The 23,032-nt window shown below is 62.0% G+C and carries 18 protein-coding genes; 9 read left to right on the top strand and 9 right to left on the bottom strand.

The genetic code is table 11. The features are described from left to right. Positions 1 to 122 precede the first annotated feature (122 nt). Positions 123 to 3,647 carry a DNA polymerase III subunit alpha gene (gene dnaE, locus E1B25_RS05645; protein WP_132827774.1) on the top strand — a complete coding sequence of 1,175 codons (3,525 nt, stop codon included), beginning with the start codon at positions 123 to 125 and terminating at the stop codon, positions 3,645 to 3,647. Positions 3,648 to 3,739: 92 nt separating this feature from the next. Here dnaE and E1B25_RS05640 read toward each other — a convergent pair whose 3' ends face one another. Continuing rightward, positions 3,740 to 3,934, bottom strand: a complete 195-nt coding sequence (locus E1B25_RS05640; RefSeq protein ID WP_132827773.1) for a SlyX family protein — start codon at positions 3,932 to 3,934, stop codon at positions 3,740 to 3,742. 288 nt (positions 3,935 to 4,222) lie between these two features. Here E1B25_RS05640 and hisS point away from each other — a divergent pair, with 288 nt between their 5' ends. Genes hisS through hisG form a run of 3 tightly spaced genes read left to right on the top strand, consistent with a single transcriptional unit; the run spans position 4,223 to position 7,499 of the window. Beyond that, positions 4,223 to 5,722, top strand: coding sequence for a histidine--tRNA ligase (gene hisS / locus E1B25_RS05635; RefSeq protein ID WP_132827772.1), 1,500 nt, complete (start codon positions 4,223 to 4,225; stop codon positions 5,720 to 5,722). Beyond that, positions 5,722 to 6,810 (top strand): ATP phosphoribosyltransferase regulatory subunit, encoded by a 1,089-nt coding sequence (locus tag E1B25_RS05630; RefSeq protein WP_132827770.1) that lies wholly within the window; start codon positions 5,722 to 5,724, stop codon positions 6,808 to 6,810. Before hisS ends, E1B25_RS05630 begins: the two co-directional genes overlap by 1 nt. Continuing rightward, entirely contained in the window at positions 6,807 to 7,499 is a 693-nt protein-coding gene (hisG, locus tag E1B25_RS05625) for an ATP phosphoribosyltransferase (RefSeq protein WP_132827769.1), read from the top strand. Before E1B25_RS05630 ends, hisG begins: the two co-directional genes overlap by 4 nt. Before the next feature lie 162 nt (positions 7,500 to 7,661). Here the strand turns inward: hisG and E1B25_RS05620 are convergent, their stop codons facing one another. Together E1B25_RS05620 and E1B25_RS05615 are read right to left on the bottom strand one after the other, a co-directional pair. After that, complete coding sequence (locus tag E1B25_RS05620) at positions 7,662 to 8,918, bottom strand: DUF2254 domain-containing protein (RefSeq protein ID WP_132827767.1); 1,257 nt, start codon at positions 8,916 to 8,918, stop codon at positions 7,662 to 7,664. Positions 8,919 to 9,052: 134 nt separating this feature from the next. Then, positions 9,053 to 9,484 carry a DUF1489 family protein gene (locus E1B25_RS05615; protein ID WP_132827766.1) on the bottom strand — a complete coding sequence of 144 codons (432 nt, stop codon included), beginning with the start codon at positions 9,482 to 9,484 and terminating at the stop codon, positions 9,053 to 9,055. Positions 9,485 to 9,666: 182 nt separating this feature from the next. On the opposite strand from E1B25_RS05615, the gene E1B25_RS05610 reads away from it, so the two are divergent. Together E1B25_RS05610 and E1B25_RS05605 are read left to right on the top strand one after the other, a co-directional pair. Beyond that, positions 9,667 to 12,168 carry an adenosylcobalamin-dependent ribonucleoside-diphosphate reductase gene (locus E1B25_RS05610; RefSeq protein ID WP_132827765.1) on the top strand — a complete coding sequence of 834 codons (2,502 nt, stop codon included), beginning with the start codon at positions 9,667 to 9,669 and terminating at the stop codon, positions 12,166 to 12,168. A 552-nt stretch (positions 12,169 to 12,720) separates the two neighbouring features. Next, complete coding sequence (locus E1B25_RS05605) at positions 12,721 to 12,927, top strand: hypothetical protein (RefSeq protein WP_132827763.1); 207 nt, start codon at positions 12,721 to 12,723, stop codon at positions 12,925 to 12,927. 47 nt (positions 12,928 to 12,974) lie between these two features. On the opposite strand, the gene E1B25_RS05600 is transcribed toward E1B25_RS05605, so the two are convergent. From E1B25_RS05600 to E1B25_RS05580, 5 genes are all read right to left on the bottom strand, one after another. Continuing rightward, positions 12,975 to 13,973, bottom strand: a complete 999-nt coding sequence (locus tag E1B25_RS05600) for a calcium-binding protein (protein WP_165937558.1) — start codon at positions 13,971 to 13,973, stop codon at positions 12,975 to 12,977. A 285-nt stretch (positions 13,974 to 14,258) separates the two neighbouring features. Beyond that, complete coding sequence (locus E1B25_RS22735) at positions 14,259 to 14,513, bottom strand: ferritin-like domain-containing protein (RefSeq protein ID WP_132827760.1); 255 nt, start codon at positions 14,511 to 14,513, stop codon at positions 14,259 to 14,261. A gap of 15 nt (positions 14,514 to 14,528) precedes the next feature. Further along, positions 14,529 to 14,759 (bottom strand): hypothetical protein, encoded by a 231-nt coding sequence (locus tag E1B25_RS05590; RefSeq protein ID WP_132827759.1) that lies wholly within the window; start codon positions 14,757 to 14,759, stop codon positions 14,529 to 14,531. 684 nt (positions 14,760 to 15,443) lie between these two features. Next, positions 15,444 to 16,661, bottom strand: coding sequence for a chromate efflux transporter (chrA, locus tag E1B25_RS05585; protein ID WP_132827758.1), 1,218 nt, complete (start codon positions 16,659 to 16,661; stop codon positions 15,444 to 15,446). Positions 16,662 to 16,864: 203 nt separating this feature from the next. After that, positions 16,865 to 18,526, bottom strand: coding sequence for a winged helix-turn-helix domain-containing tetratricopeptide repeat protein (locus E1B25_RS05580; RefSeq protein ID WP_132827756.1), 1,662 nt, complete (start codon positions 18,524 to 18,526; stop codon positions 16,865 to 16,867). A gap of 380 nt (positions 18,527 to 18,906) precedes the next feature. On the opposite strand from E1B25_RS05580, the gene E1B25_RS05575 reads away from it, so the two are divergent. Together E1B25_RS05575 and E1B25_RS05570 are read left to right on the top strand one after the other, a co-directional pair. Next, positions 18,907 to 19,635 (top strand): class I SAM-dependent methyltransferase, encoded by a 729-nt coding sequence (locus tag E1B25_RS05575; RefSeq protein ID WP_206338508.1) that lies wholly within the window; start codon positions 18,907 to 18,909, stop codon positions 19,633 to 19,635. 25 nt (positions 19,636 to 19,660) lie between these two features. Further along, complete coding sequence (locus E1B25_RS05570) at positions 19,661 to 20,596, top strand: carbon-nitrogen hydrolase family protein (protein WP_132827754.1); 936 nt, start codon at positions 19,661 to 19,663, stop codon at positions 20,594 to 20,596. A 673-nt stretch (positions 20,597 to 21,269) separates the two neighbouring features. On the opposite strand, the gene E1B25_RS05565 is transcribed toward E1B25_RS05570, so the two are convergent. Beyond that, positions 21,270 to 21,893, bottom strand: a complete 624-nt coding sequence (locus E1B25_RS05565) for an HD domain-containing protein (RefSeq protein WP_132827752.1) — start codon at positions 21,891 to 21,893, stop codon at positions 21,270 to 21,272. 271 nt (positions 21,894 to 22,164) lie between these two features. Between E1B25_RS05565 and E1B25_RS05560 the strand changes: the two genes are divergently transcribed. Beyond that, positions 22,165 to 22,797 carry a tyrosine-type recombinase/integrase gene (locus E1B25_RS05560; protein WP_132827751.1) on the top strand — a complete coding sequence of 211 codons (633 nt, stop codon included), beginning with the start codon at positions 22,165 to 22,167 and terminating at the stop codon, positions 22,795 to 22,797. The last annotated feature ends 235 nt before the right edge of the window (positions 22,798 to 23,032 follow it).

The following is a 23,032-nucleotide window of genomic DNA, read 5'->3' as shown; positions in this document are numbered from 1 at the left end:
CGCGCCATTCGGTGCCGGGCAGGTGATCGCGGGAGTGGGGCGCGGATAAAACGCGCCCCTGCGCGTTGCATTGCCTGCCGCGCCATCTTTCCCCCGGCGTCGCGGCAAGATAGCTTGGCGGCATGAGCAACACCCCCCGATTCATCCACCTCCGCACCCATACCCAATACTCGCTTCTTGAAGGCGCCGTACGGCTGAAAAAGCTGCCGGACCTGTGCCGGAAGCTGGAGATGCCCGCCGTCGCGATGACCGACACGAACAATATGTTCGCGGCGCTGGAATTCTCTGTCACCCTGTCAGATGCGGGGATCCAACCGATTGTCGGCTGTCAGGTCGATCTGGCTTATGACGGGGCCGAGGTGGTGCCGGGGGCGCGCAACCAGATGCTGCCGGTCGGTGCGGTGGTGCTGCTGGCGCAGACCGAGCGCGGCTATGAAAACCTGATGAAGCTGAACTCCTGCCTGTATCTGCGCGGCGACGGGCAGGCGGCCCATGTGCTGCCCGAAGATCTGGAGCGTCACGGCGAGGGCTTGATCTGTCTTTCGGGCGGGCCAGAGGGGCCGGTGGGGCAATTGTTGCAACAGGGGCGGCGCGAGGAGGCCGAGGCGCTGATGCGCCGCCTGCACGGCATCTATGGCGACCGGCTCTATGTCGAGCTGCAGCGTCACCCGGGCGAGGATGGCGCGCCCGAGGCCGAGCGGTTGAGCGAGCGCGGCTTTGTCGAGATGGCCTATGCGATGGGCCTGCCCTTGGTGGCGACCAACGATGTGTACTTTCCGAAGTCCGAAATGTACGAAGCGCATGATGCGCTGCTGTGCATCGCCGACGGGGCCTATGTCGATCAGGCCGCCCCGCGCCGCCGCCTAACCGCGCAGCATTTCTTCAAGTCGCAGCAAGAGATGATCACGCTGTTTGCCGATCTGCCCGAGGCGATCGAGAACACGGTCGAGATCGCGCGCCGCTGTGCCTTCATGACCTATCGCCGTGCGCCGATCCTGCCCAAGTTCGCCGATGACGAGGTCGAGGAACTGCGTCGGCAGGCCAAGGAAGGGCTGGCGGCGCGCCTTGCCGTGATCCCCCACGCCGCGCCGGTCGAGGAATACGAAAAACGGCTCGCCTTCGAGATGGGCATCATCGAGAGCATGGGCTTTCCGGGATATTTCCTGATCGTGGCCGACTTCATCAAGTGGTCCAAGGATCACGGCATTCCGATTGGGCCGGGCCGGGGGTCGGGGGCAGGGAGCTTGGTCGCCTATGCGCTGACCATCACCGACCTTGATCCGCTGCGCTACAGTCTGCTGTTCGAACGCTTCCTCAACCCCGAACGGGTCTCGATGCCTGACTTTGACATCGATTTCTGCATGGATCGGCGGGAAGAGACGATCCATTACGTGCAGCAGAAATACGGCCGCGACAAGGTGGGCCAGATCATTACCTTTGGCGCGCTGCTTTCCAAGGCGGCGGTGCGCGATATCGGTCGGGTGTTGCAAATGCCCTATGGGCAGGTGGATCGCCTGTCCAAAATGATCCCGGTCGAGGGCGTCAAGCCGGTCAGCATCGAAAAGGCGTTGCAGGACGAGCCGCGTCTGCGCGAAGCGGCGCAGGAGGAAGAGGTGGTCGCCCGCCTGCTCAGATACGGTCAGCAGGTCGAGGGGCTGCTGCGCAACGCCTCGACCCACGCCGCCGGTGTGGTGATCGGTGACCGGCCGATCGACGAGTTGGTGCCTCTGTATCAGGATCCGCGCTCGGACATGCCGGCGACCCAGTTCAACATGAAATGGGTGGAGCAGGCGGGGCTGGTCAAATTCGACTTTCTCGGCCTGAAAACCCTGACCGTGATCCAGAACGCGGTTGATCAGATCCTGAGCTCGGGGCGGCCGCTGCACGTCGCCGCCGACGGCACCGAACTGTACCAGCCGGCGGCGGGCGCCGAGAACCAGATCAACGCCATCCCGCTGGATGACGAGAAGACCTATCACCTTTACGCCCGGGCCAAGACGGTGGCGGTGTTCCAGGTGGAAAGTTCGGGCATGATGGATGCGCTCAAGCGCATGAAGCCCAACTGCATCGAGGATATCGTGGCGCTTGTCGCGCTGTACCGTCCCGGCCCGATGGAAAACATCCCGACCTATTGCGAGGTCAAGAACGGCCAGCGCGAGCTTGCCTCGGTGCATCCCACGATTGATCATATCCTCAAGGAAACCCAAGGCATCATCGTCTATCAGGAACAGGTGATGCAGATTGCCCAGGTAATGGCGGGCTACTCGCTTGGCGGCGCTGACCTGCTGCGCCGCGCCATGGGTAAGAAGATCGCCGAGGAGATGGCCAAGGAGCGTCCGAAATTCGAAAAGGGCGCGATGGAGAACGGGGTCGACAAGAAAAAGGCCTCTGAGGTTTTCGACCTGTTGGAGAAATTCGCCAACTACGGCTTCAACAAATCGCACGCGGCGGCCTATGCGGTGGTGTCGTATCAGACCGCATGGCTCAAGGCGAACCACCCGGTCGAGTTCATGTCCGGGATCATGAACTGCGATATCCACCTGACCGACAAGCTGTCGATCTATTTCGAAGAGGTCCGCAAAGGGCTGGGCCTGCCTTGGGTGCCGCCCTGCGTGAACCGTTCGGACGCGACCTTCAAGGTGGTGAAGGGCGAGCTGGTCTATGGTCTTGGCGCGCTCAAGAACGTGGGCTCTGACGCGATGCGGCTGGTGGTCGAGGGGCGCGGTTCCGAGGGGCAGGACCGGCCCTTTGCCACGCTGTATGATTTTGCCCGGCGGGTCGATCTGAAACGGGTCGGCAAGCGCCCGATGGAGATGCTGGCGCGCGCCGGGGCCTTTGACCAGTTGGACCGCAACCGGCGCCGCGTGTTCGAAAGCCTAGATGCGCTGGTCGCCTATTCCGCCGCGATCCACGAGCAGAAGGCCAGCGCGCAGGTGTCGCTGTTCGGCGAGGCGGGCGATGATCTGCCCGAACCCCGGTTGAGCCCGGTCAACGACTGGTTGCCCGGCGAACGCCTGGCCGAGGAGTTCAAGGCGGTTGGCTTCTATCTGTCCGGGCACCCGCTTGATGATTACATGGTGCCGCTAAAGCGCAAGAACGTGCTGACGCTGGATGAGCTGACCGCCAAGGCCGCGCGAGGCCCGATGGTGGCCAAGCTGGCCGGTGTGGTGGCGGGGCGTCAGGAGCGCAAATCAGCGCGCGGCAACCGCTTCGCCTTTGTGCAGATGAGCGACCCCACCGGCACCTATGAGGTGACGCTGTTTTCCGAAGCCTTGGAGAAATCGCGCGACGCACTGGAGACCGGCTCAAAGGTGGTGGTGACGGTCGAGGCGACGATGGAGAGCGATCAGTTGAAATTGCTTGGCCGGGGGGTCGCGCCGATTGATGTGGCGGTGGCACAGGCGGGGACGGCGGGGCTCAAGGTCTTTGTCGACAACGCCAGTGCTGTCGATCCCGTGGCCACCATTCTGGACGAGGCGGCAAAGGCAGCCCGTGGCGCGGCCAAGGGGCCGGTGCAGCTTTGCCTGCTTGATCCCAGCCTGCCGGGCGAGGTCGAGATGGATCTGGGCCGCGAATTCGCCATCAACCCGCAGATCAAGGGCGCGTTGAAAAGCCTTGATGGGGTGCTGGACGTGGAAGAGATGTAGGGGCCAAGCCGCCCGGCCGTCTCACCGCGCCGGGCTGGCCCATGCCTGCCCTGCATCCGTGGGGCGGGCTCAGGGGCCGTATTCGTGCGGCCTCAGTAATGTGGCGGCCGTTCGTCAGCCAGAACCACGCCGCCGGTGCCTTCGGCGTCGCGACCGGCCTCGCGCTGCATCAGCATCTCGACCCGGCGCGTCAACTGTTCAATCTCGCCCTGCTGGCGCGCGACCACGTCGCTCAGATCCTCCACGCTGCGGATCAGATGGGCCAGCCGTTCTTCGATATGCTGCATCGCGTTCTCCTTTTCCGCCGAGATAGGCCGGTGCGGTCTCCGGCGCAACGTCACTTCCGCGCAGGCTTGCCTGAACCGGCCCGTTTCGCTGCTGGCAAGGGACGTGGCGGCGTTTTCGTGGCGATCTGAACCGTTCCCCCGGTGCGGGCGTTGAATTGCGGGGTTTCGGCGTGGGTTTTCGGCGCGGTTATTTTGCGCCAGAAAAAGGCGGTCGTCCCGCGCCGCCTTGCTCCTCGGGGGGGCTTGGGATAGACCCCGCCGCGACACAGGATTGTGCAGGAGCCCGCGATGGCCAAGCCGAAAAAACAGCCCCGCCCCAAGGCAGAGACACCGAAAGGGTTCCGTGACTATTTCGGCGCCGAGGTGAGCCAGCGCAGCGAAATGCTGCGCCAGATCGCCGGGGTCTATCATCGCTATGGCTTTGATGCGCTGGAAAGCAGCGCGGTGGAAACCGTCGAGGCGCTGGGCAAGTTCCTGCCCGATGTCGACCGCCCCAACGAAGGGGTCTTTGCCTGGCAAGAGGGCGTCGAGGAGGGCAAGGGCGACTGGCTGGCGCTGCGCTATGACCTCACCGCGCCGCTGGCGCGGGTCTATGCCCAACATCGCAACGATCTGCCGACCCCCTATCGCCGCTATGCGATGGGGCCGGTCTGGCGCAACGAAAAGCCGGGACCGGGGCGCTATCGCCAGTTCTATCAGTGTGATGCGGATACCGTCGGCAGCGGCTCGATGGCGGCGGATGCCGAGATCTGCGCCATGCTGGCCGATACGCTGGAGACGGTCGGCATTGCGCGCGGCGACTACCTGATCCGGGTCAACAACCGCAAGGTTCTGAACGGTGTGCTGGAAGCGATGGGGCTGGGCGACGACGCCGGTCTGCATGATGCCGTGCTGCGCACCATCGACAAGTTTGACAAGGTCGGCGAGGCCGGCGTGCGCGAGTTGCTCGGCAAGGGGCGGCTGGATGCTTCGGGCGCCTATATCGACGGCGTTGGGCTGAGCGAGGCGCAGGCGGATCCGGTGGTTGCGTTCCTCACCTCCAAAGGCGTGGATAACGCGGAAACGCTGGCCAACCTGCGTGTTGCGGTGGGCGACAGCGCGATCGGTGCCGAGGGTGTGGGCGAGTTGGAACAGATCGCTGATCTGCTCACCGCCCAAGGTTATGGCCCAGACCGTATCGTGATCGACCCCTCTGTCGTGCGTGGCTTGGGGTATTACACCGGCCCGGTGTACGAGGCCGAGCTGACCTTTGAAATCTTTGACGAGAAAGGCCGCAAGCGGCAGTTCGGCTCGGTCGCTGGTGGCGGGCGCTATGACGATCTGGTCAAACGCTTCACCGGGCAGAGCGTGCCTGCGACGGGGATTTCGATCGGTGTGGATCGGCTGTTGGCGGCGCTGCGCGAAAAGGGCCGGGTCACCGCGCAGGATCAGGGCCCCGTTGTTGTCACCGTGATGGATCGCGACCGCATGGCTGATTATCAGGCGATGGTGGCCGAGCTGCGGCAGGCGGGAATCCGCGCCGAGGTGTATCTCGGCAACCCCAAGAATTTCGGCAACCAGCTCAAATATGCCGACCGGCGCAATTCCCCTGTCGCGGTGATCGAGGGGGACGATGAGAAGGCGCGCGGCGTGGTCCAGATCAAGGATTTGATTCTAGGGGCGCAGATCGCCGAAAACGCCACGCTGGAGGAATGGAAGGAACGCCCCAGTCAGTTCGAGGTGCCGCGCGCCGAGCTGATCGCCAAGGTGCGTGAGATCCTCGCCAGTCAAGACGGCGGGCAGGGTTGATGCCCCAGCGCGCCCGTATCCTTGAGCGCGCGGCCAAGCTGCGCGGCTATTTCGAACAGGCGGGCGCACGGCCCGTCGAAACCCCGGTGTTGCAACCGGCTGAAACCCTGCTCGACCTTTATGGCGAGGATATTCGCGCGCGCGCCTATGTGACCTCGGACGCGGTGCGGGGCGAGCAGATGTTGCGCCCCGACTTTACCGTGCCGGTGGTGCAGATGCATATGGCGCATGGGGCAGAGCCCGCGCGCTATACCTATTCCGGCGAGGTGTTTCGCCGACAGGAACACGATCCGGACCGGGACAATGAATATATCCAGGTCGGTTATGAGGTGTTTGACCGCACCGACCCGGCGGCGGCGGATGCCGAGGTGTTCACCCTGATCGCGAAGGCGCTGTCGGGGCTGCACCTGCGGGCGACCACCGGTGATATCGGCCTGCTTTTGGCTGCTGTGACCGGGTTGGAGACGACGGCGGCGCGCAAGGCGGCGCTGATGCGCCATATCTGGCGTCCGCGCCGGTTCCGCGCCCTGCTGGAGCGGTATTCGGGGCGCAGCCCGGTGCCGCCGGCGCGCGCGGCCCTGCTTGCGGCCTCTGATCCGATGGCCGGGGCTGGCCCGGTGATCGGGCTGCGCAGCCGCGCCGAGGTTCTTGCGCGGATAGAGGCGTTGCGCGCCGATGCCGCCGCGCCACCGATTTCCGAGCGTGAGATCAGCGCGCTGGAAACCCTGTTGGCGGTGCGTGAAACCCTGCCCTTTGCGCTGGAGCATTTGCGCGACGTGGCGGTGGATCTGCCGCAGATCACTCCGGCGCTGGATCGGCTTGAGGCGCGTATCACCGCGCTGGCCGCGCGCGGTGTGGATGTGGACAACCTTGAATTCGAGGCCAGCTATGGCCGCACGTCGATGGAATATTACGACGGGTTCGTGTTTGGTTTTTACGCCGCCGCGCGCGCCGATCTGCCACCGGTCGCCACCGGCGGGCGCTATGATGCCTTGACCCGTGCGCTGGGCGATGGCGGCGAAATCCCGGCGGTTGGCGGCGTGTTGCGCCCCGGTCTGATGCTGACGCTTGAGGAGGCCCGCGCATGAGTGTGAAGCTGGGTGTGCCCTCCAAGGGGCGGTTGATGGACAAGACCTTTGACTGGTTCGAGAAACGCGGCATCCGCCTGAGCCGCACCGGTTCTGACCGGGAATATTCCGGCGCGGTCGATGGGATCGATGGGATCTCGCTGGTGCTGCTTTCGGCGGGGGAAATCCCGCGCGAACTGGCCGCCGGGCGGATCCATCTGGGCGTCACCGGCACCGATCTGGTGCACGAAAAGCTGCCGCGTTGGGAACAGCAGGTCGAAGAGATCGCGCCGCTGGGTTTTGGTCAGGCGGATCTGATCCTCGCGGTGCCGAGCTGTTGGGCCGACGTGGATACGCTGGACGATCTGGACGCGGCGGCAGCGGCCTTTCGCGCGCGCCACGGCTTTCGGGTGCGTATCGCGACCAAGTATCACCGGCTGGTGCGCGATTTCCTGACTGATGCGGGAGTCGCGGATTACCAGTTGGTCGACAGTCAGGGCGCGACCGAGGGTACGGTCAAGAACGAGACCGCCGAGGCGATCGCCGACATCACCTCGACCGGCGAGACGCTGCGCGCCAATCACCTCAAGCTGTTGAGCGATGGTCTGGTGTTGCGCAGTCAGGCGACGCTTTGGCGCAGCCGGGGCGCCGCCTGTGATGCTGGTGAGAAACAGGCGCTGGCCGCGCTGCTGAAGCGGGTCGACGGCTAGGGGGCCGGAATGAAGACGCGTCCGGGCCGAGGCCCGGACTGTGGGGAGCTTGGGGTCTTTGCCCTGTCCGCACGCCTTGTCGGCTAGTCGAACGGACGAGACCTGACACCAAGCGCATCGCGCATGGGTGCATTTTTCCTGACCTCGCGAAAAATATACGGTTCAGTCGAGGAGCCGCGCAATGCGTTCAACGCGGTTGAAGTCATCCTTCAGGGACAAGCTGCCGTTTGCGCGTTCCAGCGCCAAGGCCGAGTGACGCCGCGCCTCATCGCGGAACCCTGCATAATCGAGCGTTGAAAGCGACAGGAAAGCCTTCTGCAGCCTGATCCCGACCTCGACGGTTCCGGCCCCATCGCGGGCCATCGCCGTGAAGGCATCATCGAACATCTCGGCCAAGGACAGCGTTGGAATGATGACGCGATCATATTTCTCTTCGATCTTTTCGTCGTCTTCGACGGGCGCGGCCCAAGCCGCGAAGAGCCGCACGAAACGTCCGATGATGACAATCGCGGTGCCCGAATCATTCACCGCTGGAGACAGGGCGCGGGAGGCGATTTCAGACAGCACGATGAGGCCGAATCTCGGGTCCTCATCGAAGGTCCGGTTGTCGCCAAAAACAAAGGCGCTGGCGATCCGTCTCGGGATTTTCTCGTCCACCTCGTCGTTGGTGTCGAGGATGGCAATCGGTCGACCGGGGGCAAGAAAAGAGCCGGGCATCGCATCGACCATGATCCGAATGTCATTTTCGACCGCGATGGTCTGAAGCGCGCCCATGTCGACGTATTGGATATAGCCGATATCGTCACAAAAGACCTTTGTGCCCGTCAGTTCTGTGCTGCAGGTCTTCTCGACGCCCCCGAGAAAGGGCATGAGACGTCGCTCCTTGAGGCAGGCCAGCGCGGCCGCCTCGGCCTTGTCGATCGTGGTGCCCAACCGGCCCAGCCGTGCAATGTTATCGACCCAGCGCACGAAGGTGAGAATGACCCAAGCGAAGATCGCCAAGGTCATGACGAAAAGAACGAAACGACCGCCGGCACCGTAGAACCCCGTCTTGAGCGCGACAATCGAGACGATGCTGAAGATGAAGGCACCGATGAAACTGGAGAGGGCGGTCTGCGAGACATCGTCCGCCAGCACGAGCGCAAAGGCGCGTGGGGTCGCGGAGCTGCTGGCCGATGCGTAGCTTGCCACCATCGAGCCCACGGCAAAGGTCGCGACCGCCAGCATCGACGAGGAGATGATGGACAGCAGGGTCTGAATGGTGTCCGCCTCGATCTCGGGCAACACGTATCCGAGCGATCCGTAATCCGCCGCCTGCGCGAAAAACGAGGCGACGACAGCCATGAAGCAATAGAGCAATGGCTTGGCCCAGAGGCGTTTGCGCAACTGCAGCACATTATGGATGAGGCGCGTTTTCATGAACCGACTTTACGACCCCGTGCGCCTGCGGCAAGGGCTTCGTCATCATGCGGGTTTGAGCGGCACGATAAAACAGGCGGGTGTGCGCTGTGTCCTTTGGCGGTTCCCCTATCGCAAACCGATCCGGGCCGCGTTCAGAGCACCCCGATCTCGGCCAGCGCGCGGTCCAGATCCTCGGGCAGCGACTCTTGCTGATCGCGCCCTGCGGGCAGGTCGGCGGGGGCGTCGTCGGGGGCGAGGTAGCGCCAGCCCTGAAACGGCCGCCGCGGCGCGGCGCGGGTCAGAATTACCTTTGGGTCCAGCACGATGCCGCAGCGTTTGATGCCGTCGCCGCGATCCACCTCGTCCAGTCGCACAATGCGCTGGCGGGCCAGAACCTGCCCCTTGAACACCCAATAGAGCGAGCCACCGTCGAGCAGTTCCTCGGCGCGCTTGGGCCACATTCGCGTGACATGGCGTGGCAGCCCGTCAGGCCCAAGGGCACGCGGGTTGTTCTGCCAGTCCAGCAGATCCTGCACCGCTTCGGCACCAACGCACAGCTTGATCAGATTGACGGTTGCACCCACCCGAGTCGCCCCCTTGTTCAGCAGCCTATATTGTAGGGCTTGCGGAGGGGACTGCAAACTCTTGTGGTGATTGACACCGATTTGTCGAGATTCAGAGGCTGAGGCTTGTTGTGGTCGACCAAGTTTGTGGTGTATCTAGGATGTCCATTCGAAAGACAAATCCTCTGCCAAGGATCGCCAATATGACCCGTTTCGCCGCCCCCATTGCCGAGCAGATCTGGGATATGAAGTACCGCTTCAAATCCGCTGACGGCGCGCCGATTGACCAGACGGTCGAAGACACATGGCGGCGTATCGCCCGCGATCTGGCGAAGGTCGAAAAAGACCCGGAACAGTGGGAAGATCGCTTCTTTTCAGCGCTTGAGGATTTCAAATACCTGCCCGCCGGGCGCATCACCGCAGGCGCCGGAACCGCGCGCGAGGTGACGCTGTTCAACTGCTTTGTCATGGGCACGGTGCCCGACACCATGGGCGGCATTTTCGACATGCTGAAAGAGGCCGCGCTGACCATGCAGCAGGGCGGGGGAATCGGCTATGATTTCTCGACCATCCGGCCCCGTGGCGCCGCTGTTGCCGGGGTGGCTGCCGATGCCTCGGGTCCGCTGTCGTTCATGGATGTCTGGGATGCGATGTGCCGCACCATCATGTCCGCCGGGTCGCGCCGGGGGGCGATGATGGCGACGATGCGTTGCGATCACCCGGACGTGGAACAGTTCATCTCGGCCAAGTCCGATCCGGCGCGGCTGCGCAATTTCAACATGTCGGTTCTGGTCACGGATCCCTTCATGGAGGCGATCAAGGCCGATGGTCCTTGGGAACTGAAATTCGGCGACAAGGTCTATCACACGGTGCAGGCGCGCGATCTGTGGAACAAGATCATGCGCGCCACCTATGATTACGCCGAGCCGGGCGTGATCTTTATCGACCGCATCAACCAGATGAACAATCTGGCCTATTGCGAGCAGATCGCGGCCACCAACCCCTGCGGTGAACAGCCCCTGCCGCCCTATGGCGCCTGCCTGTTGGGCTCGATCAACCTGGCCCGGTTGGTGAGCGATCCGTTCGGGCCGGAGGCGGCGCTGGATCAGGCGGCGCTGTCGGAGCTGGTCGCGACCGCCGTGCGGATGATGGACAATGTGGTCGATGCCTCGAAATTTCCGCTTCCGGAACAGGCGGACGAGGCCCGCGCCAAGCGGCGCATCGGTCTGGGTGTGACCGGGTTGGCCGATGCCCTGCTGATGCTGGGGCTGCGCTATGGCAGCGAGGAGGCCGCCACACAGACCGAGGATTGGCTGCACGCGATCGCGCGGGCGTCCTATCTGGCTTCGGTCGAACTGGCCAAGGAGAAAGGTGCCTTTCCGCTGTTCGACGCCGAGAAATACCTTGCCTCTGGCGCGTTGCTGCAGATGGATGAAGACGTGCGCGCGGCGATTGCCGAGCACGGAATCCGCAACGCCCTGCTGACCTCGATCGCGCCCACCGGCACGATCAGCCTGTATGCTGGCAATGTCTCCAGCGGGATCGAGCCGGTCTTTGCCTATAGCTATACCCGCAAGGTGCTGCAAAAGGACGGCTCGCGCACCGAAGAAGAGGTGATCGATTACGCCGTGCAGATGTGGCGCGACAAGTTCGGCGAGGCCGAGTTGCCGGAGTTCTTTGTCAACGCCCAGACGCTGGCCCCGCTGGATCACGTGCGGATGCAGGCGGCGGCGCAGAAATGGATCGACAGCTCGATCTCAAAGACCATCAACTGCCCCGAAGACATCGACTTTGACGCGTTCAAGGATGTCTATATGCAGGCCTATGAGACGGGCTGCAAAGGCTGCACCACCTATCGGCCCAACGATGTGACCGGGTCGGTGTTGAGCGTGTCGGAGGAGAAGAGTTCCAAATTCGATAGTTTTGGTGAGGCACTGAAATGGCGGATCGAAGAAACGGGCAAAAAGGTCGCTGAAGTTGCAAGGGCGGCGGGAGTGTCTCAGGACGTTCTCAAGAAGCTGACTTCGAGGGTGAAGGCGTCTACAAGCGCGGAAAATGCCGTGGCAATTGCCGGAGTCTTCGGCATGTCTGTTGACGACTTCCTGCAGAAGCCGTCTGCCCCCGACGTTGTCGCACAGTCCGACGCCGAACCCCAAATGCCCCATGGGGACGTCGTCTATATGTCCGAACCGCTGGACCGGCCGCAGGCGCTGGAGGGCAATACCTACAAGCTGAAATGGCCCGACAGCGAACATGCCATCTATCTGACCATCAACGATATCATCATCAACGGCCACCGCCGCCCGTTCGAGGTGTTCATCAACTCCAAGAACATGGAGCATTACGCTTGGACACTGGCGCTGACCCGGATGATCAGCGCCGTATTCCGGCGCGGCGGCGACGTGAGTTTTGTGGTTGAAGAACTCAAGGCCGTGTTCGACCCGCGCGGCGGCGCCTGGGTGCAGGGAAAATACATTCCCTCGATCCTGGCCGCCATCGGCGGCGTGATCGAACGCCACATGATCTCGATCGGTTTCATCGAAGGCGAGGGGATGGGCCTGAAAACCGACCCGCAAGCGCAAGTGGTCAAACTGGACGCCCCCGCCCCACGCGGCAAGGCCTGCCCGTCCTGCGGTCAATACGAAGTGCGCATGATCGAAGGCTGCCTCACCTGCGCCAGCTGTGGCTATTCCAAGTGCGGGTGAGTGTTCTGACTACCAGAGTCAGAGAAAGCAGATGAATGCGCAAACGAAAGCATAAGCCTGCGCAAAGGCTGTCAAGGCAAAACTTCAGGCGTTGAAGGCCTATTTCAGCAACCGATATGCATGACCTAAGTAGTCAGGACGGCGGGCGCATGTAGCCCGCCGTTTATGCATTTGGAGGCCGGCTTCTTAGAGAAGGAGGTCGAGGTGACTTGCTTGCCCTCTTGCGTGCATACCGGGCGCAGCCACACGGTGCTGCGCGTGCAAAGCGAGAGCATCATTTCCCTCAAAGCAGCCGCTCGCAAGTGACCCGCGCCTACCGACACGCTGCGCCCGGTACCTAGAGCGGCAATGCGCAGGTAGTTGACGATCGTGCTGATGACCAAGAGCCGTGAAATTTGTAAAGCATCATTATGGCAAAGGTGTTCGAAAGCTATGTGCATGAAACTTGCTCCATAACACCCCGAAAACTCCACATTTCAGATCCAATTGAGCCGTCATCAACGGTCAGTTTCCATTCTGCAAACAATGTTACGAGTGCAGGAGGACTTTAAGATGGCCCATGTTATTTTCCGTCAACCCGTTGAGACCCCGGTTCTGGATCTGCTGGTGCGCGAACGCGCCATGGCGGTCAGCGCGCGGGAATGGAAATTCCGGCTGGCCGGATATGGCTATGCGATCAAGGACGTGGCTGGCGCGCAGGTCGTGACCAAACTGCCGCAGAACATCGAACTGGGTGTCTTGACGACGCAAATCCACTGAAAGAGCGCCCCCCCGAAGGGGGCGTTGTCGCGTTCATTCGTTGTGGATCAGCCGAACTCGAAACCGTCAGGCAGCAGGATCCAACTGGTATCGCTCGGGGCAAAATTTCCCAGTCCCTCCAGATGGATCCCCCGGTCAGCCCGGCCATCGCCGTTCTGGTCAATCTCGACATATCCGTTTTCCATGCGGATCTCGAACCGGCCGTCGGTTCCGGAGAAGTCCTTCTTGCCGATGTAGCGGATCTCATCCACCTCGGCGAAGTAGAACAGCAAGAACGAATCGTTGCTCAGGTCGATCTTGTCACCCTGCCGCTTGTTGAAGTCGGTAACGGTGGTCGAAACGCTTTCCGCACCGAACCAGGCTCCGGGCTGAAACAGGTCCGCCCCCTTGCCTCCGGTCCATACATTCGAACCGTTCGCGTCGCCGAAAAAAACGTCTTTACCACCTTGGCCGAGCACACGGTCCGATCCGTCCCGCCCGTACAGAATGTCGTCGCCGGCCCCACCGACCAGCCTGTCGTCGCCGGAAAAACCGTCCAGGTGGTCATTCCCGGCCCCGCCGATCAACCTGTCGTTGCCCAGCCCCCCGATGATCCTGTCGTCGCCGGCAAGCCCGTTCAGGGTGTCATCACCGACCGAACCGTTCAGATTGTCCGCCGCCTTGGTCAGCTTGCCGCGCAACCCGGTCTGGGTCAGTTCGTTCCAGATCAGCCCCGAGGGCCCGACATTCACCATCCGGGCGAGATCGACGCCGGAGTTGATCTTGATCACCCCGGCGGTTTCGCCGTCGATCTGGAAGATTGCGTTCTTCACGGTCCCGACCCAGGCGCCGTCGCTCTTGCTGAAGTTGCCCTTGAGCTTTAGCCCGACCTCCATGCTGAAATCCGGGCGTCCCCAGGCCTCCTCGGTATAGGTGGTGGTCAGGTCGACAGCCTTGCCCTTGCGGCCGGACGGCAGCGCCTCCGCCCAAGCCTCTTCATCGAACAGGAGCCTGCCGTTTGTAAAATGAAACCAGAGATTTGCGGACAGGGACTCGGGCAGAGTCATGAACTTGATAACCGATTTTATTGCCATTTAAAAAACCAAACGTTGAAAACAGGTGCGTCGTGACACCCGAGAAAACTTAAGCCGACATTCCCCAAGTGGCATGCCGTTTGACGCTAAGATCTCCTGATTTGGCTTGCTGATCAAGCGTTTCTTGCTGATCAAGCGTTTTGAGTCCCGGGCAGTGCTTGCATGGGCCAGAACGCTCGAATGCGGACAGGTCTCCTGTCTCGGCAGTTGCGGCCCAGCGGGGTGATGTCGCCCACGCCGGTTGCGCTGTTCCCTGTCTCAGCTTCGGCTAGCCTTCATCATCCAGAGTTCCTTCTCGTGCCATTCCAGCCGATCGATCAGCATGCCCGCGCTGACCTCGTCACCGGCTTTCCCGGCGGTTTCGATGGCATCGTGCAACGTAGTGGCAAGGGCCTCGTGCCCGGCGATGAGCTTGCTCAGCCGGGAGTCACCGGCCCTTGGAAGTCCAGCGACGACGTCTTGCGCCCCCCGGTTTTTTCGAAACCGCGCACGCTGGAGGATACCATACGGCAAACGGGCACCGGTGGATCACTTGCGAAGCACATCATCCAAAGCGGTTGCGACATCGCGAATTCTGACCGTGCCCGAATTCGACTGGTTCTGAAGCGATTTCAGGATGCTCACCTTCAGTTCCTTCGTGCTTTTCCCCGACATGCTGGAGGGGACCGAGATCTTCATCGGTTGCAGCGCCGGGGAACCGGAGGAATGCCGCGACCTCGGTCGAATCCGGTTTCCCTTCGCCGCTTCATAGGCGCTCAATCCCAGCTGAATCGAGGCAATCGTAGGCCCGTCCATCGTTCGTCTCCCCATCCAGTGACCAACATCAGAAAGCAAGGATCGGGGCCAGCAGGACAGGCATCAACCGATGTTCTTAATTTTGCCTCATTTCGGCCATAATCGAGCCGATCCCCGCACCAATGACCTTTGAAAGAGGTGATCTTGGGGACTTCGGAAACGAACCCATGGGATGAACGGCCTTCCGGCAAAGACCGCGATTCTTGTTGTGGAAACAGTGGAAGGTGAGAAAGGCGGTGCAAATATTGACCACGGAAGCGACGGGACAGTCCTGCTGCGGACGGCGTTTTCCCGACCTCGCGCACGACGTCTACAGTGGCGCTACGCTCCTTCACGAAAACACTGCTTTGCGGCTTCCGGCCCAAACTGGGCCTTGATCGAATGGTCAAGATGCTGCGATGCACCCCATCTGCAATCCGCCCGGACCACCGGAGCCGTAGCGACCGGCCCTAACCGGGCGTTCGCAACGGAGGTCCGCGCCGCAGTGCGGCTTCGTCGAACCGGTCGTTTGTGCATCGCGCAGCATTTGCGCCGTCTAAATGACAGCCAGGTGGGGCCAAATAGCCATTCGCGGCCTTTGCAAAAGCTGTTCACTTGGCCTCGCAAAGTCGATGCCCTGGCAACGCGAGATGCTCGCATAGATTGTGCTCACCCCAGAAGCTCAATCCCGATGCCCCCGACGGCCGCGATGAGCACGACCAGCCATGGCGGGGCCTTCCACGCGATCAAGGCAACGAAACAGAACAGGGCTATCGTGAAGTCGCGCATATCCAGGATCGCGCTGGTGAAGACCGGCGCATATAGCGCCGCCCCCAGAATGCCGACCACGGCGGCATTCGCCCCCTGCATGGCGGATTGAGCACTGCGCAGGGCGCGGAACTGGTCCCAGAAGGGCAAGGCCCCGATCAGCAGCAGAAAACCGGGCAAAAACAGGGCCAGAAGAGCCAGGGTCGCGCCGAGAACGCCGTTCGGCTCTGGGCCAAGCACCGCCCCCAAATAAGCGGCGAAGGTAAAAAGCGGCCCCGGCACCGCCTGCGCCGCCCCATAGCCTGTCAGGAACTGATCCGCCGTGACCCAGCCCGGATCAACGACTTCTGCTTGCAGCAAGGGGAGCACAACATGACCGCCACCGAACACCAGCGCGCCTGCATGAAAGAAGCTGTCTACCACATCCAGCCCGTTGGAAACCCCCGCGAGCAGGGGCAGCCCCACCAGCAGCACCGCGAAAACCGCCAGGGCGATGCCCCCCTGGGTTCGCGTCACTGGCATTGCTACATGGCCGCCGACGGGATTGGCCGTTCCCCGCCCCAACACCAGACCGATGGCTGCGCCCAGAACGATAGCACCGGCCATGCCGACCGCAGCCGGCAGGAAGGCCAGAAGCGTGACCGCCAGAACGGCGATTCCAGCGCGCTCGCGATCCGGGCAAAGGGTGCGCGCCATGCCCCAGACCGCTTGGGCGACGATGGCTACAGCCACGATCTTCAGCCCGTGAAGCGCCCCGGATCCGACAGGTCCGGACATTGAAGCTGCGGTGAACGCGAACGCCAACAAGATCAGGGCAGAAGGCAAGGTGAATGCGACAAAGGCCGCAAGCGCGCCCATCCAGCCCGCCCGCATCATGCCCAAGGCAAACCCCACTTGCGACGAGGCGGGGCCGGGGAGGAATTGGCACAGCGCCACAAGGTCGGCATAGGATTGATCCGACAGCCAGCGCCGTCGGGTCACCAGCTCGTTGCGAAAATAACCCAAATGCGCAACCGGCCCACCGAAACTGGTCAATCCCAGCTTGAGGAAGGCCCAAAAAACCTCACTGGGCGATCCTTGTCTGTCTTGTGTCCCGGTTGCCCCAAGCTGGTCCGTCATCGTGGATTTTCCCTGTCTCGCCCAGCCTGCTATATGCTGGCACTCAGTGATCCTTCTATGACATTATGGCCCCAGCACTCCAGTCGGTCAGGGCTCAGGCCCCCCGTTTGACCGGCGGCAGTCCTAACGCGGCATGCGTTTGCATCCTTGGAACATGGGGGCGTTCATGCCGGCTGGTAGGGAAGCCAGCCGAGGCTATCGCCTCACGAAAACCCCGCCTTGCGAAGGTCGGACAGAAGACGATCGAACTGTTTACCTCGGGCCATGGGATAGCTGGCGCTCCAAGTGTCCAGCCTGAATGCGGGCTCGATGCTGCGCACCTCTTCTGTCTCCCAGGCCGCATCATCCGCCCGGTTGAGCCTGAGCAGTGTCGCGGCGCGGTAGAGATGCACCTCGATATTTTGCGGGTTGCGGGTGTTTGCTTCGTCCAGATTGATCAGAGCCTGTTCGAAGTCGCCAAGGAAATAATAGGCCCGGGCCAGCAGCAGGAAATAGAGATACCCCGCGTCGGGATTGAGCCTGAGCGCCTTGCGCAGCAGCGGGACGGTCTTTACCGGGGTGCCGCGATAGGTTTCGATGCCGCCGGACAACGCATAGGCATCGGCAAAGCCGGCGTCGATGTCGATCGCCTTTTGCAAGGCGGCGCGCGCATCGTCATATTGGCGCTGCTGGGTTTTGACATAGCCGACGACCCAGTGCTGCTCGGGCAGGTTCGGCGCGATCTCAAGGGCGGTGCCGGCATATTTCAGCGCCGCGCCAAGGGCTGCCGCGCGCTCCGCTGCCCAGCCATTGCGGTAGTCGGCGGCATAGGTTAGCGCAAGGCCGCCATAGGCGCGGGCGAAATTCGGATCTCTGGCGATGGCCTCGTGATACAGGCTCCGCGCAGCGCGGTTGGAGGCTTGGGTGCGGATGAGCAAGTCGCGCTGCGCCCTGAGAAACAGATCATAGGCCGCGATGTTTTCGGTATAGCCATGCGCCCGGCGCGAGTGCTCGGCGGTGCTGATGCCAAGACGCAGCTTGTCCAGCAGGGTGTCGCGGATCTCGTCCTCAATGGCGAGCAGGTCGGCGAAGGGCCGCTCGAAGCGCAGCGAGTCCAACACCTGCCCGCTTGTCCCATCGACGAGGCGCGCGGTGATGCGGACGGTATCGCCGCTGCGCAAGACGCTGCCTTCAAGGACATAGTCGAAATCGGGCGCGGCGCGGCTGGTCTTTTCACTGTCGTACTGTCTGATCGCAAGCTCGGGGATATGTGCCAAATCGTTTACAATGGTCTCCGAAATCCCGCGCGCCAGATAGTCCTGCGCGCCGTCGCGGCCTGCATTCACGAAGGGGGCGACAGCGACGACGATCCGATCGCCCGGCTGGGCGCGCGCCCCTGCGCTATCGTTTTCTGCGGGGCCGACGCGCCAGAGCACCATGACCGCCACAGTCACGACGGCGATCAGAACGCCAGCGACCGCGATGGGCCAGCGCCGGCGAGGCCGCGATGACATGCTCGGCTCTCGCGTTGTGGCGCGGGTTGGCTGGCTTGTGCTGACGGGGGCGATCAGGCGATAGCCGCGTTTCGGGATCGTCTCGATATAGGTAGGATTGCGGGCGTCGTCGGCCAAGGCGCGCCGGATCTTGATGATCGCGCCGGTCAGGGAATCATCCCCGACGTGGACATCCGGCCAGACCCGCGCGTGCAGATCATCGCGCGTGACCACCTCGCCGCTGTGCGCGATCAGATAGGACAGAACCTCCATCGATTTAGGTTCAAGGTGAAACGTCTCGCCGTCGCGCAGAATCTCATTGGTCGCGGGCCGCACCACGCAATCGTCGAGTTCGATTTCCGCCAGTGCGGAGTGTTTGTCCTGCGCGCTCACTCTGTTGTTCCGCCCACCTTTTACGTTTCGCGGCCATCCCGCAAACGCCCGGTTTCACAGCAGCATAGCAAAATGAACGGAAAACCGCAGGGAAACCGCAGGGAAATCATCGGGAAATCATCGGGACGGGCTGTCGGCCCAAGGGCTAAGCCAAAGAACCTCCCGCGGTAAAAGAACCTTCTGCGGTAGGGGATCCATACATGGGCGCGGACCGGCTGCGTGTCGGCCCGAGAGGGAGGCCCGACAAGGAGGACAAACAGATGGCATTTGACGCAACTCAATACAAATTGACAACGCGCCAGCAGTGGCAGGATGCAGCCGAGGCATGGAACGCCTGGGGCACATTGCTGGGCGACTGGTTGGGCCAAGCGACTGAGACAATGCTGGACATGGCCGCGATCGGCCCGGGGATCCGGGTGCTCGACGTTGCGGCCGGGGCCGGGCAGCAATCGTTGGTCGCGGCACGCCGGGTCGGGCCCACGGGTCATGTGCTGGCTACAGACATCTCGTCCAACATCCTCGATTTTGCAGCGGAGAACGCCCGGATCGAGGGCTTGGACAATCTCGCCACGCTGGTGGCCGACGGCGAAGCGCTCGACCTCGCGCCGGAGAGTTTCGACGCGGCGATTTCTCGGGTGGGAATGATCTACTTTCCCGATCAGCAGCGGGCGCTGGCCAATATCCTGCGGGCGCTGAAGCCGGGTGGGCGCTTTGCTGCCATCGTCTATGGCCTGCCCGAAAAGAATGGCTTTTTTTCGAAGCCGGTGTCGATCATCCGCGAACGCGCCAAGCTGCCGCCGCCCGCGCCGGGCCAACCCGGGCCGTTCAGTCTGGGCGCGCCGGGTGTTCTTGCCGAGGCGCTGAAACAAGCGGGGTTCCGCGATGTTGAAGACCGGATCGTCGACGCACCGGTTCTGCTGCCAAGCGCCGCCGAGTGCGTCCGTTTCGAGCGGGATTCCTTTGGCGCCTTGCACCAGATGCTGGCCCAGCTCGATGCCGAGGCTCGGGACGCGGCCTGGCAGGCGATTGCAGACGCGCTGAGCGCCTATGAGACGCCCAACGGTTTCCGCGGGCCATGCGAGTTGATTATCGCCGCAGGCACGAAATGAAACGCCTGCGCATCAGGAGGATACCATGAAAATCTGCATCATACAGGAACCTCCGGTCTATCTGGACCTTGAAAAGACCATGCAGCGGGCACTTGCCCTCATCGCCCGTACGGCGGGCGACGGGGCCGAACTTCTGGTCTTTCCCGAGGCATGGTTTCCCGGCTATCCCACATTCGTCTGGCGCCTGCCGCCGGGGGCGGGAATGGGCAAGACCGACGCGCTTTATGCCCGGCTTCAGGCCAATGCGATCGACCGCCTCAATGGCGGCCTCGCGCCCTTGCAAGAGGCCGCGCGTGAGCATGGCGTCGTGCTGGTGCTCGGCTATCAAGAACTTGACAGCGGCGTCAGCGGCAGCACCCTTTTCAACAGCTGCGCCATCATCGACGCCGACGGGACGCTGCGCAACAATCACCGCAAGCTGATGCCGACCAACCCCGAGCGGATGGTCTGGGGCTTTGGCGATGCCTCGGGTCTGAATGTCGTCGAAACCGCGGTTGGTCGGATCGGGGCGCTGATCTGCTGGGAAAACTACATGCCGCTGGCACGGTTCGCGCTTTATGCCCAAGACCTTGATATTCTGGTGGCACCGACCTGGGACAGTGGCGAAACCTGGCTTGCGACGATGCAGCATATCGCACGCGAGGGGGGCTGCTGGGTCGTCGGCTGCGCGACCGCGCTGGAGGTGTCCGACATCCCGCTCGACACGCCCTATTATGACGAATTGTTCCCGACCAAGGACGAGTGGATCAATCCGGGCGATGCGGTGGTCTACAAACCCTTCGGCGGGCTGGAAGCCGGACCGATGCACCGCGAGAAAGGGGTACTTGTGGTCGATATCGACCCCGGCGAAGCGCGCGCCTCGCGGCGGAAATTCGACGTGAGCGGCCATTATTCCCGGCCCGACCTCTTTACGCTGAACGTCGACCGCAGGCACCAATCCGCGATCGAGTTCCAGGACTGATCCCGCGGGGATCGGCCTGCTCCGACGTTGGCGGTGACGCGAACCGTTCGCTTGGGGCCAGCCATGTTTTTCCTGCACGCTTGGTTGCCCGGACTTCGCAACGGTGGCTTCCTGCACAGTGCTACCCGTGGTCGAGGGTGAAGCATGAGATGTCGGGTTTTTCGGTCTATGAATGGCTGCTTTCTACTTGCCGATGCATACCCCCGAGCACTTGCAGCGAATGCACACTATCCGCCCGACCTGCGAGCGGTGCCAGTTGATGCCAGTGCCGCTCGAATGTCCAGACTGGGCTGACAGCGGTCATCTGACGATTTCCATCGGGCACTCCAGCCAGCCGATCAGCTTGCGCGGCAGCTATGCGCAGGTAGCGACCTTTGCAAAGTCTCTACCACCGTGCAGGGTGAGAAGGTGCGACCGGCCCACAACGGCCATTCCAAGATCGTGCCGACGCCGCAGCGCAGCTTCACGAGACCGGCCATTCGTGCATCTTGCAGCATCCGAGCAGAGGTGACGGTCAGGAAGGTGGACAAAGCCGACCTGTGAGATTGCGGTTCCAACGGCAGCCTATTTGGAGACAGCCGCTCGGGATGGGTCTGGTCCCGCACTGCTGACCCATGTCCAGAACCTGCATGAGATCCAGCTTGAAGGGTTGTATCCGTCGCCTGAAGCGGGGCTATGCAATCCCACGTTCAGCTGCGGCTTGAGGCACTGTCAGAGGTTGATCTGGCGCCTGCGTGACCTCTGGATCGTAGGGTTTGCGCGCGAACACGTCTCGTACCATAGGTGCAAAAAATGAGAGCGGTAGCGTGTCATAATCTGGATCAAAACTGGTCTGGTCCCACCGGTCACAGAATTCCGCACAGTCGTCGAAATACTTCGCACCCCGATGACGTTCACGCTTGTTCTGATCGAATCCTTCCAGATGTTGCCCATAATACAGCATCTGAAAATCACCATGGGTTTCGACGCACCAGCGGCATTGCTCGCGCACGAAGGGCTTCAGGATCGTCGCCGCATATTCATCATGATTGTACGGTGCAAAAATATCCCCGATGTCATGCAGAAGAGCAGATACGACCCAATCGATGTCCGCCCCATCGCGCCAGGCGCGGGTCGCAGCTTGCGCCGAATGCCCTAAGCGGGTGATTTGATATCCTGAAAGGCCTTCATCAAGATGCTCAAGCGCATGCAACAACCGGTCGGCAGTACCTTTAGTATAGTCGATCTCGTGAGCCGTCAGGAACTCATATTCTTCCTTCGTGCCGTCTTTCATCTGGGTGAAATTCACATGTTCCATGTTCCGCCTCCAAAGTGCTTATAAGTATACCAATGATTTATCAGTTTTACGGGTGGCCCAAAAGAGCGGCGATAAGAAATTTCTTGTCATGTTCACAAATTGGGTCAAGCAAACCCTTGTTGAAACCTTGAGCTGACATTGGCCACATCGCAGAAAAACGGAAAATTGGGCTCACTGCCGACCTCAGACGCGCAGCAGCATTTCATGATATGATGATCCGTCAACGTCGGGTTGTCGTTGTGGGTGGGCATGGCGGATCGGAGGATCTGTCATGCAAACACCAAACTTACCTGCCATTCGCGCACTTCGCCCCGCTTGGAACAAGGGCCGCATCGTTGGTCAGAAGCGACCTCTGAAGCCCAAACACGTCTGGGCGATCAGGGTGCGGCTTGAGCTGGCCGAGAACCATCGCGACCTGGCGCTCTTTAATCTGGCCGTCGACAGCAAGCTGCGCGGCTGTGATCTGGTCAAGATGAAGGTCATAGATGTCATGGCATCTGGCCAGATCAAAGAACGGGCGTCCGTCCTGCAAAGCAAGACGCAGAAGCCCGTGCGCTTCGAGATATCAGAAGGCACGCGGGCATCTCTCGACAGATGGATGCAAGACCCATTGATGGTCGGATCTGTGTATCTCTGGCCCGGCCGTTTTCACCAACGGCTTCACATCTCAACCCGCCAATATGCGCGGATTGTGCGGGAATGGGTGACGTCAATCGGCTTGGAGGCGAGCGCCTACGGCACGCATTCGATGCGGCGGACAAAGGTGACGCAGATTTACAAGAAGACAGGCAACCTGCGTGCGGTTCAGCTCTTGTTGGGGCACACGAAGATGGACAGCACTGTCAGATACCTCGGCGTCGAGCTTGAAGATGCACTTGCGATCGCCGAGGCCATTGAAATCTAAGGGCGCGGGCCGTCTTCAAGGACGGCCCTGACCTGCCTTTCACCCGTAGAGCCGATGCTGCGCTGCGGCTTCACCAGACCTGACATTCCTACATCGTGCAGCATTTTCGAGGGCTGACCTGCCCCCCGCTGGTCCCTCGTTCATAACGAGAGTCTGCAGGTTGGATTTTGGTAGCGGGGTTCGTCGCCCTGGGCAAGCGCGCCGGGCGCGGAGCCTTCAAATTGCTCAAGCGCCC

This window comes from Antarcticimicrobium sediminis (assembly GCF_004348975.1).
GTDB classification, from domain to species: Bacteria; Pseudomonadota; Alphaproteobacteria; order Rhodobacterales; family Rhodobacteraceae; genus Antarcticimicrobium; species Antarcticimicrobium sediminis.
This window is presented reverse-complemented; position numbering and strand designations above follow the sequence as displayed.

Excerpts from the sequence above, each read along its gene's own strand:
- E1B25_RS05575 (WP_206338508.1), top strand. The coding sequence starts at position 18,907 with ATGCTGGACATGGCCGCGATCGGCCCGGGGATCCGGGTGCTCGACGTT.
- hisS (WP_132827772.1), top strand. The coding sequence starts at position 4,223 with ATGGCCAAGCCGAAAAAACAGCCCCGCCCCAAGGCAGAGACACCGAAA.
- hisG (WP_132827769.1), top strand. The coding sequence starts at position 6,807 with ATGAGTGTGAAGCTGGGTGTGCCCTCCAAGGGGCGGTTGATGGACAAG.
- dnaE (WP_132827774.1), top strand. The coding sequence starts at position 123 with ATGAGCAACACCCCCCGATTCATCCACCTCCGCACCCATACCCAATAC.
- E1B25_RS05600 (WP_165937558.1), bottom strand. The coding sequence starts at position 13,973 with ATGACTCTGCCCGAGTCCCTGTCCGCAAATCTCTGGTTTCATTTTACA.
- E1B25_RS05570 (WP_132827754.1), top strand. The coding sequence starts at position 19,661 with ATGAAAATCTGCATCATACAGGAACCTCCGGTCTATCTGGACCTTGAA.
- E1B25_RS05630 (WP_132827770.1), top strand. The coding sequence starts at position 5,722 with ATGCCCCAGCGCGCCCGTATCCTTGAGCGCGCGGCCAAGCTGCGCGGC.
- E1B25_RS05560 (WP_132827751.1), top strand. The coding sequence starts at position 22,165 with ATGCAAACACCAAACTTACCTGCCATTCGCGCACTTCGCCCCGCTTGG.
- chrA (WP_132827758.1), bottom strand. The coding sequence starts at position 16,661 with ATGACGGACCAGCTTGGGGCAACCGGGACACAAGACAGACAAGGATCG.
- E1B25_RS05620 (WP_132827767.1), bottom strand. The coding sequence starts at position 8,918 with ATGAAAACGCGCCTCATCCATAATGTGCTGCAGTTGCGCAAACGCCTC.
- E1B25_RS05565 (WP_132827752.1), bottom strand. The coding sequence starts at position 21,893 with ATGGAACATGTGAATTTCACCCAGATGAAAGACGGCACGAAGGAAGAA.
- E1B25_RS05640 (WP_132827773.1), bottom strand. The coding sequence starts at position 3,934 with ATGCAGCATATCGAAGAACGGCTGGCCCATCTGATCCGCAGCGTGGAG.
- E1B25_RS05610 (WP_132827765.1), top strand. The coding sequence starts at position 9,667 with ATGACCCGTTTCGCCGCCCCCATTGCCGAGCAGATCTGGGATATGAAG.
- E1B25_RS05605 (WP_132827763.1), top strand. The coding sequence starts at position 12,721 with ATGGCCCATGTTATTTTCCGTCAACCCGTTGAGACCCCGGTTCTGGAT.